The organism is Chryseobacterium sp. PvR013 (assembly GCF_017833095.1).
In the GTDB taxonomy this organism is placed as follows: domain Bacteria; phylum Bacteroidota; class Bacteroidia; order Flavobacteriales; family Weeksellaceae; genus Chryseobacterium; species Chryseobacterium culicis_A.
This window is the reverse complement of record NZ_JAFIBT010000001.1, coordinates 3,563,763-3,576,414: the sequence shown is the minus strand read 5'-3', so window position 1 is coordinate 3,576,414 and position 12,652 is coordinate 3,563,763. Positions and strand designations below refer to the sequence as shown.

Below are 12,652 nucleotides of genomic sequence, written 5' to 3'. Positions count from 1 at the left end.
AGCTGACAAGTATCAGGCTTTAACCCTATGCTTCCTTTCAGAAAAAAAGCCGTAAATTTGAAGAGTTCTAAATAAGAACGTTTTAATTTAAAAAATAAATAAATGTTTGACATTCAGGAAATAAGAAGCCAGTTTTCTATATTGGACAGAGAAGTGAACGGTAAGCCTTTGGTTTATCTGGATAATGCAGCTACATCTCAAAAACCAAATTCAGTTTTGGAAGTCTGTCACGCATATTATACAGAACTTAATGCCAATGTTCACAGAGGAATTCATACGCTAAGCCAGTTGGCAACAGAAGAAATGGAACTTTCAAGAAGAAAAATCCAGAAATTCATCAATGCTGAACATGATTTTGAAGTAATCTTTACAAAAGGAACAACAGAAGGGCTGAACCTTATCGCTTATATTTTAACACAGAAACTGCAGAAAGATGATGAGATCATCATTTCATATCTGGAACACCATTCTAATATTGTTCCATGGCAGATGCTTTGTGAAAGAACCGGAGCTAAACTTCGCGTCATTCCTATTGATGAAAACGGAATTCTTCAGATGGATCATTTTGACCAGTTTTTAAGCGAAAAAACAAAGGTTGTTTCTGTGAATCAGGTTTCCAATGCATTGGGAATTGTGAATCCTGTAGAAGAGATTATTGCAAAAACAAGAAAGAATACAGAAGCTTACATCGTTATTGACGGGGCTCAGTCTGCTCCGCATTTCAATATTGATGTTCAGAAGCTGGATTGTGACTTCTTTGTATTCTCAGGCCATAAAATGTATGCTCCTATGGGAACAGGGATTTTATATGGTAAACGAGAAATATTAGAAGCATTGCCACCGTTTCACGGAGGAGGAGAGATGATTGCAACATGTTCTTTCGAAGGAACTACGTATGCCGGTCTTCCGTTTAAATATGAAGCGGGAACACCTAATGTAGGTGGAAATATCGCTTTAGGAGCTGCTGTTGATTTTATGAACAGAATAGGTCATGCCAATATTCAGAATCATGAAAATGCTTTATTGGAATATGCTCAAAGACAGCTTTTAGAAATAGAAGGAATTAAGATCTATGGAGAAAAAGCAAAGAGAACCGGGGTTGTTTCCTTTAATCTGGAAGGAGTGGGTATAGCCTCTGATGTAGGAATGATCCTTGATAAAATGGGAATTGCTGTAAGAACAGGCCACCACTGTACACAACCGATCATGAACTTCTTTAATATTGCCGGAACGGTAAGAGCAAGTTTTGCGGTGTATAATACTTTTGAAGAAATTGATATCCTGGTAGAAGGAGTTAAAAAAGCACAAAGAATGTTGAGCTAATCAATACGATATTCTTTATGATATAAATTAAAAAGCAGCTTAATAGCTGCTTTTTTTATTAGTCTATTGGAACACAATAGCATCGGCCGTCAATAATAACCTGGTAATATCCGATGGCGCATTCAAGGCAGATTTCTCCTCCCGCTATAATGCTTTTCATTCTTTCTTTGTTTAGTTTTTTCATAGGATGTGATTTAAAGTTTAAACATAAAGGTATAAATTATAGATAAAATTCAAATGTATGCAATGTATTTATTTTGCGTATAATTATGTTTTATGAAATATAATTCATTAATTTTATATAAACATCAAATATTTTATTATGAAAAAACTATTTATTCTATTTTTATCCATTTGTGGTTTATGTAATGCACAGATTTTTTCTGAAAACTTCAACGGGAATGCTTTGCCGGCCGGGTGGACGGTAGAGAATCCGGATAACTCTTTTAACTGGAACGTGGGTTCACAGAATGGTTTCGCAGGCTTTCCCGATGGGGCAGCTTTTTTTGATGATGATGATGCAGGGCCAACAGGAATTAATACGAATGCCAGACTGATTTCTCCTGTAATTAACCTTACCGGATTAGTAAATCCAAAGCTATCGTTTAATTATGCGAATATGATTGATAATCTGGATTCTACTTTAAAAGTTGAAGTTTTCAATGGAACTTCCTGGATTCAGGTTTTTACTTTTTCAGGAGATGCAGGAGTGTGGGATCTTGATTTTAACACCTTTACATTTGTAGTAACAAGTTATGATACTGCTGCAAATATAGACCTGACACCCTATGCTAACGTGGCTTTTAAACTCAGATTTGTTTATGATGATGCCGGAGACTATTCTTACGGTGTTGTCGTAGATAATGTGATGATTACAAGTGGAGTTTTGGCAACTTCAGAGGTTTCATATGCTGATCATATAGAGATATATCCAAATCCGGTTAAGGGAAATCTTTATATTAAACAAAACTCTCAAAATAAGGTTGAAAAGATTTCTGTGATTGATCAGTCAGGGAAGCTGGTGAGGACATTTAGTAAAGGATCAGATTCTTACGATGTGTCAGATTTGCCAAAAGGAGTCTATATTATAATGATCATTAATCATGCCGGGAAAATTGTTAAGAAGAAAATAATGAAGGAATAATCATTGGAAAAAGGAACAAAAAAACCTTATAGAACATTCTGTAAGGTTTTTTTGTATTTCAAAAAGAAATAATTTTATAAATTCGGCTTCCAGTCAACCACTGCTCTGATAAATGCTTCTGCATTTTCAACAGGGACATTAGGTAAAATTCCGTGACCTAAGTTGGCGATATATCTGTCTTTTCCAAAACGGTTAATCATTTCGTTCACCATTTTCTTGATCGTTTCAGGTGTTGAGTGAAGTCTGGCAGGATCAAAGTTTCCTTGTAGCGTCATTGTGTGATTGGTCAGTGTTCTTGCGAATTCCGGCTTAATAGTCCAGTCTACCCCAAGAGCAGAAGCTTTAGACATTGTCATATCTTCCAGTGCAAACCAACATCCTTTTCCAAAGACAACAACGTGAGTAAGCGGACTTAATGCTTCAACAATCTGATTAATATACTGCCATGAGAATTCCTGATAATCTGTAGGAGAAAGCATTCCTCCCCATGAATCGAAAACCTGTACTGCAGAAACTCCTTTTTCTACTTTTCTCTTTAAGTAAGCAATGGTAGTATCTGTAATTTTTTGCAATAATAAATGAGCTGCTTCAGGTTGTTGGAAACAGAAAGATTTCGCAATATCAAAAGCTTTACTTCCTTTTCCTTCTACACAATAGCAAAGGATAGTCCATGGAGAACCGGCAAAACCGATCAATGGAATGTCATTGTCCAGTTTCTGTAGCGTAAGCTCAATAGCATCAAAAACGTAGCCTAAAGTATCATTCACGTCCGGAGTTTCAATATTCTGAACCTGTTCCATTGTTCTGATAGGAGTATCCAGCCAAGGGCCAACGGATTCTTTCATCTTGAAATCAATTCCCATTGCCTGTGGCACTACCAGGATATCAGAAAACAGAATCGCAGCATCCAAAGGAAATCTGCGGATAGGCTGTAGAGTGATCTCAGCGGCAAGCTCAGGAGTCTGACATCTTGTAAAGAAATCATATTGGTCTCTCAAGGCAATGAATTCCGGCAGATATCTTCCAGCCTGCCTCATCATCCAGACAGGAGGTCTTTCAACGGTTTCTCCGCGAAGTGCTTTTAAATATAGGTCGTTCTTTATCATAATCAATTTTAACTAATATTACCGGCAATATTTCGGTAACAGATATTCTAAATTCTACTTCTGATTTCTTTTCTGATCAATGCAAAGATGGAGGTCAGTGTATTTTCTTCAGAAGTGAAAATTTCTTCCTGCGTATAATTTCTCAGCTCACCGGAAGTGGTTTCGCCAATGGAAAAAAGTTTCATCCCTTCCAGAGAATTTCGCCTTGCAAAACTACGAACTCCGCTCGGACTAAAAAATACTGCAGCATGATATTTTTCATTTATTAAAGGATGAGTTTCCTCAGTATTGTATATCGTAACTTTTTTGTACTTAATGTTTTGTAAAGGAAGTTCCTGATCCAGGACATTGATGGCAAGATTGCCACAGAAGTGAAGAAACTGCTCGTGCTGGCATTTCCCGATAATAAACCTGGAAAGAGTCTCGGCATTTTTCAACACCTTAAAGGTTCCGAAGCCATGTTTTCTTAATTCCCTCTTCGTTTTTTCGCCCACACAATAGATCTTGTTGTAGTTTTTTGCCGTAAAATTCTCATTGGGCTTAAATCTGTTTTTGAAAAATGAGATCACTCCATTCACGCTGGTGAAAATCAGAGAATAATTTTTCAGATCAAAAGGACTGATCATAATAGGCTTTGTCTTAATTACCTCAACACAGTCGACCGAAATATCCTCTCCTAATTCTTTGGATATAATCGTTGGGTCTATATTTTTGGTAAATAAGATTTTCATGTCTGTAAAATTAAGAAGATGAAAAGAGCTGCGGAAGGAATTTATAATCTGAAATATCAGATCTGGCTTTTGATTTCTGCCATTAATTCTTTTCCTCCGTTTTCAAGAACCACTTTTGCGAACTTTTCTCCAAAATTTTCTTCCGGAGTATACACGAAGTTTTCATCCACAGCAATGCAGTTTTTCCCGTCTAAAGAGCAAAGTGCTGCTTTGAAACGGATCTGGTCGCCAATGATTTCTGCAAATGCTCCGATAGGCGCAGTACAGCCTCCTTCTAAAGTACTCAGGAAATTTCTTTCAATTTCTACACAGATCTGAGTCTGCTCGTGGTTGATCTGGCTTACAATTTCGTTGATCTCCGGTTTGTCAGTATGTCCGGCTACGGAAATTACTCCTTGGGATGGAGCGCAAATCATTAATGGAAGCATTTCATAGTCAATTTCCATTTTCATTCTTTTGATACCTGCCAAAGATAGAATGGTGGCATCAAAATCTCCATCTTCCAGTTTTTGAAGTCTGGTTTGAATATTCCCACGGATATCCGAAAAATCAGTAGTCGGATAATTTCTCAGCCAGAAAGCTCTTCTTCTTAAACTGCTGGTGGCAAGCTTAAGCTCATGGAACTCTTTGTTTCTTGCTGATTCCTTTCTGATCAGAATGTCCTGTGGATAATCTCTTTCCAGATAAGCGATCATCTCAATATTCTGAGGCAATTGAGTAGGAACGTCTTTTAAAGAATGTACGGCAATATCAATCTCGTCATTCAATAAGGCAACATCAAGGTCTCTTGTGAAAACCCCGGTAATTCCTAAAGAATAGAGTGGCTGATTAAGGTTCTTATCGCCAGAAGAAACGATAGGAACAATTTCCGTTAAATAATTGTTGTTCTGAAGGTGCCTCGCAACCTCTCTAGCCTGCCAAAGTGCAAGTGCGGAATTTCTCGTTCCGATTCTAATGCTTTTCATTGAATTCGTTGTTTGGTTGTTCAACTAATATTTCGTGCATTAATTTACTAATTTCTTCGGCTTTTAAAGGATTGTCGATGATATATTTTGCAAAACGGTTGGTGATTTTCTGGATCATTTTGTCAGAAAGTTCCATGTCCGTGATGTTTATGTATTTATTCTTTCTGTAAAAATTATGCATTTCGTTGCGTTCCATATTCTTTAGAACCGCTTTGAAGTGATGAATATTGGGTGCCAGCTTTCTCTTTTTCTCCCATTCAATAAAGTCTTTCATCAGTTCCTTAATGATTTTTTCAGCTTTTGGAATTTCTCTTTCACGCTGTTGAATCGTTTCCTGGATCTGTTTTGAAAGCTCATCCACATCAATCAGAGTTACATTTTCATTTTCGGTAACATTCTTTTCAACGTTATGAGGGATCGAAAGATCAATCACCAGTGTTTCTTTTCCGTTTGGGAAATGAGACTGGTTGATAATAGGATGCTTGGCTCCTGTTGCTACAATAAGGATATCGGTGTTTTTTAATTCCTTGTCAAAATCAGAATAATCAACGTGAGGAATATTATATTTCTGGGAAATCTTTTCAGCTTTCTCCTGAGTTCTGTTGGCAATTTTAATTTTCGGCTGAAAGACATGTTTTACCAGATTTTCAACGGTATTCTGCCCAATCTCACCTACCCCGAGAAGAAGGATGTTTTTTTCTGCAATCCTTTTCTGGCTGTTTAAAATATAATGAACCGCTGCATAAGAAACAGAAGCCGCTCCATTGGAAATGCCGGTTTCATTTTTTATTCTTTTCGAAATCTGAATAGCTGCATTGATTGCTCTTTCCAGGTAAGGATTAGAATTTTGTCTCTCTTTTTTGAAACGGTTGTATGCTTTTTTGATCTGTCCGATGATTTCAAAATCTCCGATAATCTGACTTTCAAGACCCGCAGCTACTCTGAAAAGGTGAATAAGAGCTTCCTCTTTGGTAAGAATATTGGCAAACTGAAGAAAATCCGTAAGATGTACTCCGATGGTTTTACAATACTCCTCAGCCACTAAAAGGTAATTGGGGGAAGTGGTATAGATTTCGGTCCTGTTACAGGTGGAAACCACAAATGCATCACCAAGATCTTCCTGATGGACTCTGGAAACAAAGTTTTTGATGTTCTCATCAAAGAATGCAAACTTTCCTCTCGTTTCTACGTCGGCTTTCTCGTAGCTTATTGAAAGCACGGCAAAATTTGACGTTCGATGAATGTTGGAATACTGTAACATAAGCAGTCGCAAATTTACGATTTTTTTAATTAACCATTCTCTGAAAGTGTATATGATAATTATCGTAAAAAACTATAAAAGCAGAAGGAAAGAAGTTTATGGAAGAAATGCTAAACGGTAAAATGACAAAATTGTCTTGTAAGCAAAGCTTGAATTATTTTTCGTTTGAATTTTTTCGCTTTAATCCCATCAGAATCCTCTGCTTTCTTAGCTTTTTTGCCCTTTTGGGATTTCGCTTTTCAACCCTTTTAACACCCCTTGAATTTTAGTTGAAATCAAACTCTGTAAATGTCTAAATTGAAAGTTAATAAAGAATTATAAATTTTAATAAAATTTTAACCAAATTAAGTTGGTGGGAAATTTCTTTAGTAGTCTTAAATTTATATCTTTGTAAACTTAAAATCAGAAGAAAAATATGAGTTTATTTGATATGTTTACGCAAGAAATTGCGATAGACCTGGGAACGGCTAATACCCTAATTATCCATAATAATAAAATTGTTATAGATCAACCGTCAATTGTTGCAATTGAACGTTCTACGGGTAAACCCATTGCTGTAGGGGAACAGGCTAAGCATATGCAAGGTAAAACTCACGAGGATATCAAGACAATCCGTCCTTTGAAGGATGGAGTTATTGCTGATTTTCACGCTTCTGAACATATGATCAAGGAATTCATCAAGAAAATTCCTGGAATCAAAGGTAAATTCATTCAACCGGCATTACGAATTGTAATCTGTATCCCTTCTGGTATCACTGAAGTTGAAAAAAGAGCGGTAAGAGACTCTGCTCAGAAAGTAAACGCAAAAGAAGTACGATTAATCTATGAACCAATGGCCGCTGCAATAGGAGTTGGGATTGACGTACAAAAGCCTGAAGGAAATATGATCATCGATATAGGTGGTGGTACTACGGAAATTGCTGTAGTGGCTTTAGGAGGAATCGTATGTGATAAATCTGTGAAGATTGCCGGAGACGTATTTACCAACGATATTGCTTATTACTTAAGAACTCACCATAACCTTTATATCGGAGAAAGAACAGCTGAAAGAATCAAAATTGAAGTAGGTTCTGCAGTAGAAGATCTTGATGTAGATATCGAGGACATCCCGGTACAGGGTAGAGACCTTATCACCGGTAAGCCTAAAGAAATTATGGTTGGATACAAAGAGATTGCACGTGCATTAGACAAATCGATCATCAGAATCGAGGATGCCGTAATGGAAACACTTTCTCTTACTCCACCGGAATTGGCAGCTGATATTTACAAAACAGGTATTTATCTTGCCGGAGGAGGAGCGCTATTAAGAGGTCTTGCGGACAGAATTCACAAAAAAACAGGCCTTCCTGTATTTGTTGCTGAAGATCCGTTGAGAGCTGTAGTTCGCGGAACAGGGATTGCCCTTAAGAATATGGATAAGTTCAATTTCTTAATTAAATAATTTTAACTTTTTACGACTTTATATCTGAATGGGATTTTTGCTGAGATTATTTTCGAAGAATACTCTTTTCGTCTTCTTTATATTCCTGCAAATTATTGCTCTGGTTTTGATATTCTCTAGAAATGCCATGCAGAGATCCTGGATTGCAGGCCAAACGGCTGCTTTCAATTCCTGGGTTTCCGGATATATTGATGAAGGAGTTTCTTATCTGAAGCTAAAACAGATCAATGAAGATCTTGTGGTTCAGAATAAAGCCCTTATGACTGAGCTCTATGGAAAAGACGGAGAGAAAAATCCTGTTTTCAAAAGAGTTCATGATACCATTGGTGGAGGGCAGATCTATACTTTTGTTGATGGTGAAATTGTTTTCAACAGTATCAACAGAAGAAATAACTATTTTACCATTAACCGTGGCCGAAGAGACGGTGTCTTCCCTCAAATGGGGGTAATGGCGCCAAGAGGGATTGCGGGAATTGTAATCAATTCTACAGATAGTTATGCATTAGTTCAATCGGTGTTAAGTGTCAACAAGATCAGAATTAATGCAGCACTTAAAAACTCAGGATATTTTGGTACCTTAACGTGGAATGGAGATAACTCAAGAGTCATGCACCTTGCGGATATCCCTAAATATGTTGCCTTAAAAGTAGGGGATACTGTCGTTACAGATGGTAAATCTGCTATTTTTCCTAAGGGCGTAACCATTGGTACTATTGCAGGATATTCTGTAGATAATAAAACCGGCTTCTGGGATATTTCCGTAGAGCTGAGTGAGAAAATGGGAGCATTGAATAAAGTGTATGTAGTGAAGAATCTTAAGAAAGCAGAAGTGCAGAAGATTCAGGACACTATGCAGGCTGTAATAAAAAAAGAAAATGATTAGCAGAACTTTATTTACCGATATATTGATCATGATCTTTCTTGTTGCATTACAAATTTTTGTATTGAACAGGATTACGCTTTTCGGAAAATATACTCCGGTATTATATCCTGTGTTTGTCATGTTTTACCCATTTTTCAGAAATAAATTTCAGTTCCTGGCATTGAGCTTTTTAATAGGACTATCTATTGATGGTTTTCTTAATACCTGGGGAATTAATGCGTTTGCAACAACGCTGATTGCCTATTTCAGAACGTTGATCTTTAGAACTTCTACGGATACTTCTACGGATTTTTTCTCTTTTCAGTCCCTTCAATGGGCGCAGTTTTTGCTGTTTTTATTTTCAAGTATTTTCCTGCATCAACTTTTATTACAGTATATTGAGTTCTTTAAGTTTAGCAGGTTTTTTGAAATATTATTTAATGTGTTGGTGACAAGTGTAATTTCATTTATCTTTATAGTCATTTACGCATTAATATTTAAAATCAAACAAAAAGTTTGAACACACGTTATTTAAAAATCTTTTCGATCCTCGTTATCATCGCACTTATTTTTGTGGTGAGGCTTGCGTATTTGCAATTGTTTACAGACCGTTATGCATTGAATGCTGCGAATACATCCATTAAAACAGAATATGTTATTCCACAGCGTGGAGTTATTTTTGATAGAAATGGTAAAATCATGGTAGGCAATCAGCCTGCTTATGAAATTTCATTTACTCAGGCTTTGATGAAACCTGATTTTGATACACTGGCTTTTTGTAGTTTGATGAAAATTACAAAACAGGATTTTATCAATAGAGTCAATATTATCAAAAAGGAGAAATATTATTCGAAGCTGACCCCAATGACTTTCATTAAAGACCTCGGCAGGGAAGATATTGCAAGAGTTCAGGAAATTATTTTTAAATACCCCGCATTCAATATAGTATCAAGACCTCAGCGTCAGTATGAAGTCTCCACATCCGGAAACCTTCTGGGATACACCAGTGAGGTGAACGAAAGAGATATTAAAAAAGATTCTGTCTATTATTTACCAGGAGATTTTATCGGGAAAACAGGAGTTGAAAAATCCTACGAAAAAGAACTTAGAGGAGTAAAAGGGATAAAATATATTCAAAAAGATATCAGGCTCAGAAATATCGGTTCTTATAAAAACGGATCTTTAGATAAAGATGTGATTACAGGTAAAGATATTACCTTAACCATTGATTATGATCTTCAGAGAACAGCTGAGGAAATGATGGTCAACAAACATGGTGCTATTGTAGCTTTAGATCCTAATAATGGGGAAGTACTAGTGGCGGCAACAGGACCGGACATTGATCCGAACCTTTTCACCGGACCTTATAAATCAAAAAATTTATATGCCCTTTCAAAAGATACTCTCTACGAGAATAAACCTACTTTTGACCGTTCTTTACAGGCAGGATATCCTCCGGGATCAACTTTCAAATTGCTGACAGCACTCGCGGCCATGCAAATGGGAGTAATGGATGAAAAAACAATCTTCCCTTGTGGAGGAGGATTCTTCTATAAAGGAAAAAGAATTAAAGGACATGGTGGAGCTGATCCGTTAATTCCTTCTATTCAGGTTTCCAGTAACTGTTTCTTTACCTATGCATTTATTGCCATCATCAAAAAATACCCGGGAAATCCTTCTAAAGGGGTTGATGAATGGAAAAAAATCATGAGTAGTTTTGGGGTGGGTGAGTTTTTAAATAATGATTTTGCTGTTGGAGCAAAAGGAAGAATCCCTTCCGGAGATTTTTACGAAAAAAGATTTAAAGCCATCATGAAGGCAAGTGGCTCCCAGAGAAAGGATTTTACCAACTGGGACGAGATGTCAACCGGTGCTATTTATAATGGAATGGGGCAGGGTGATGTTTTGGTAACGCCTATTCAGTTAGCGAACTACGTAGCTGCTATTGCTAATAAAGGATGGTATTATACCCCTCATATCGTAAAGGCTATTGATGGAAAACCCAATCCTGATCAAAGATTCAAGGTTAAACATAAAACGTTAGTAGATCCAAAGCATTTCGAACCTGTTTTAAAAGGGATGGAAGCTGTGGTTTTGAGAGGAACGGCAAGAGGATTGAAATCCAATGACTTTACCCAATTGGCTAAAACAGGTACAGCACAGGTTCCGCAAGGAAAGGATAATTCTATCTTTGTATTGATTGCTCCTGCTGATAAACCAAAAATTGTAGTAGTAGCAGTAATGGAACATGCTGGATTTGGTGCTACGTGGGCTGGACCGGCTTGTACAGTGATTGCTGAAAAATATATTACAGGTGATCTGAAAAGAGAAAATCTTTATAAAAAAATGATTACCTCGAGTTTCATGCCTGAATATAAAAGGCAATGGATTGCTGATTTGAAGCGTAAAGGTTTGTATGTGGATCCTAAACCTGATTCCATTAAACAGAAAAAAATTAAGGATAGTCTGGAGTTGGTAAAGCAACAAAAAGCTAAACTGCAAAAGAAAATAGAAGAGGAAGCTAAAAAAAATAACACTGCTAAAAAACCTGTGAAGCAATGAAATGGACAGAAGGAATAGATAAACTGGGCCTTGGGCTGTATTTCCTGCTTTGCATTTTTGCGATTGCAAACATCTACAGTGTGGACCAGAAACTAGGAGAAAAGCAATTGGTTTTTTTCTGTATTTCTGTATTTGTGGGGCTTATTATATTCGTTGGGAGAAGCAAATTCTTTGAGAATATGGCCGGGATTATTTACATTGGAGGCGTTTTGTTATTGATAGGGCTTTTCCCGTTTGGTAAAGAAATTCTGGGACAAAAGAACTGGTATAAGTTTGGAAGTTTCACCATGCAGCCCGTGGAGTTTGCAAAAATTGGAACTGCTTTGATGCTGGCTAATTTTGTTTCAAGCCCGGATTTTAATATTAAAAATAAAAAATCTATCTGGACTGCCCTTGCTATTATAGGTATTCCTGCAGCCGTCGTTCTGGCGATTCCTGATGTGGGTTCTATGCTCGTATTTATAGCGTTTTTTATTGCTTTGTACAGAGAAGGACTGAGTGGTCTTTTATTTGGTATTGGATTTATTTTCGCCGGAGTTTTTTTGATCGCATTAGCGGTTCCTCCCGTTTATGTTGCGATCGCTGTTTTAGTGATTGCTGGTGTTCTGATTGCTATGAATTATCATAGAATGTCATGGGACGTTATTTCTATTTCGGGAATTACCGGTTCCATTCTTTTATTGTGCGGCCTGGCTTTCGGATCTCCTTATATTTTAGAAAAACTTCCTAAACACCAAAGAGAAAGAATTGAGGTTCTTTACAAAGGTGAAAAGGCATTTAGAGATACTTCAGGATACAATCTGTTATATTCCAAAACGGCTATCGGATCCGGTGGCCTTTGGGGAAAAGGATACCGTGAAGGATCTGTTACCCAGGGGAAATTTGTGCCTGAGCAGGAAACGGATTATATCTTTTGTACAGTAGGAGAAGAATGGGGCTTTTTAGGAAGTGCGATTCTTATTTTATGCTACATGGTCTATATTGGAAGGATATATTATCTGGCAGAGAAACAGAAATCTACTTTTAACCGTGTATTCGGGTATTGCTTTGCCTCGATTCTGCTGATGCACTTTTCGATCAATTTAGGGATGGTTATGGGGCTTTTCCCAACAGTTGGGATTCCTCTCCCGTATTTCAGTTATGGAGGAAGTTCTTTACTGGCCTTCTCCATGATGACATTTATTTTCTTTAAACTTAATTATTCGGATAAGAATAGCCTGGTGTAATATCTTTTAAGCGAAAATATAAAATCGCAAA

12 protein-coding genes are annotated in these 12,652 nt (G+C 37.0%); 7 read left to right on the top strand and 5 right to left on the bottom strand.

All coding sequences use genetic code 11. The features are described 5' to 3' along the window. The first annotated feature begins 102 nt into the window (after positions 1 to 102). Positions 103 to 1,323 carry a cysteine desulfurase gene (locus JOE44_RS16250; protein WP_209786368.1) on the top strand — a complete coding sequence of 407 codons (1,221 nt, stop codon included), beginning with the start codon at positions 103 to 105 and terminating at the stop codon, positions 1,321 to 1,323. Positions 1,324 to 1,381: 58 nt separating this feature from the next. On the opposite strand, the gene JOE44_RS16245 is transcribed toward JOE44_RS16250, so the two are convergent. Further along, positions 1,382 to 1,507, bottom strand: coding sequence for a GNAT family acetyltransferase (locus tag JOE44_RS16245; protein WP_105683107.1), 126 nt, complete (start codon positions 1,505 to 1,507; stop codon positions 1,382 to 1,384). A 138-nt stretch (positions 1,508 to 1,645) separates the two neighbouring features. On the opposite strand from JOE44_RS16245, the gene JOE44_RS16240 reads away from it, so the two are divergent. Beyond that, a complete protein-coding gene (locus JOE44_RS16240) occupies positions 1,646 to 2,467 on the top strand; it encodes a T9SS type A sorting domain-containing protein (protein WP_209786367.1) in 822 nt (273 codons plus the stop codon). Positions 2,468 to 2,541: 74 nt separating this feature from the next. Here JOE44_RS16240 and hemE read toward each other — a convergent pair whose 3' ends face one another. From hemE to hemA, 4 genes are read right to left on the bottom strand one after another with little or no spacing between them, the layout of a single operon-like run. Then, entirely contained in the window at positions 2,542 to 3,573 is a 1,032-nt protein-coding gene (gene hemE / locus JOE44_RS16235; RefSeq protein WP_047376227.1) for a uroporphyrinogen decarboxylase, read from the bottom strand. A 47-nt stretch (positions 3,574 to 3,620) separates the two neighbouring features. Further along, entirely contained in the window at positions 3,621 to 4,304 is a 684-nt protein-coding gene (locus tag JOE44_RS16230) for a uroporphyrinogen-III synthase (protein ID WP_209786366.1), read from the bottom strand. A 56-nt stretch (positions 4,305 to 4,360) separates the two neighbouring features. Further along, the gene (hemC, locus tag JOE44_RS16225) at positions 4,361 to 5,269 is read right to left on the bottom strand and encodes a hydroxymethylbilane synthase (protein WP_209786365.1); all 909 of its coding nucleotides are present in this window, start codon (positions 5,267 to 5,269) and stop codon (positions 4,361 to 4,363) included. Then, the gene (hemA, locus tag JOE44_RS16220; protein WP_105683111.1) at positions 5,256 to 6,530 is read right to left on the bottom strand and encodes a glutamyl-tRNA reductase; all 1,275 of its coding nucleotides are present in this window, start codon (positions 6,528 to 6,530) and stop codon (positions 5,256 to 5,258) included. Before hemA ends, hemC begins: the two co-directional genes overlap by 14 nt. Before the next feature lie 415 nt (positions 6,531 to 6,945). Between hemA and JOE44_RS16215 the strand changes: the two genes are divergently transcribed. From JOE44_RS16215 to rodA, 5 genes are read left to right on the top strand one after another with little or no spacing between them, the layout of a single operon-like run. Further along, the gene (locus JOE44_RS16215; protein WP_045491741.1) at positions 6,946 to 7,971 is read left to right on the top strand and encodes a rod shape-determining protein; all 1,026 of its coding nucleotides are present in this window, start codon (positions 6,946 to 6,948) and stop codon (positions 7,969 to 7,971) included. A gap of 28 nt (positions 7,972 to 7,999) precedes the next feature. Then, entirely contained in the window at positions 8,000 to 8,854 is an 855-nt protein-coding gene (gene mreC, locus JOE44_RS16210; protein ID WP_062673151.1) for a rod shape-determining protein MreC, read from the top strand. Beyond that, positions 8,847 to 9,353 carry a rod shape-determining protein MreD gene (locus JOE44_RS16205; RefSeq protein ID WP_105683113.1) on the top strand — a complete coding sequence of 169 codons (507 nt, stop codon included), beginning with the start codon at positions 8,847 to 8,849 and terminating at the stop codon, positions 9,351 to 9,353. The genes mreC and JOE44_RS16205 overlap by 8 nt, the downstream gene beginning before the upstream one ends. Then, positions 9,350 to 11,395, top strand: coding sequence for a penicillin-binding transpeptidase domain-containing protein (locus JOE44_RS16200; RefSeq protein ID WP_209786364.1), 2,046 nt, complete (start codon positions 9,350 to 9,352; stop codon positions 11,393 to 11,395). The genes JOE44_RS16205 and JOE44_RS16200 overlap by 4 nt, the downstream gene beginning before the upstream one ends. Next, entirely contained in the window at positions 11,392 to 12,621 is a 1,230-nt protein-coding gene (gene rodA / locus JOE44_RS16195; protein ID WP_209786363.1) for a rod shape-determining protein RodA, read from the top strand. Before JOE44_RS16200 ends, rodA begins: the two co-directional genes overlap by 4 nt. Positions 12,622 to 12,652 lie beyond the last annotated feature (31 nt).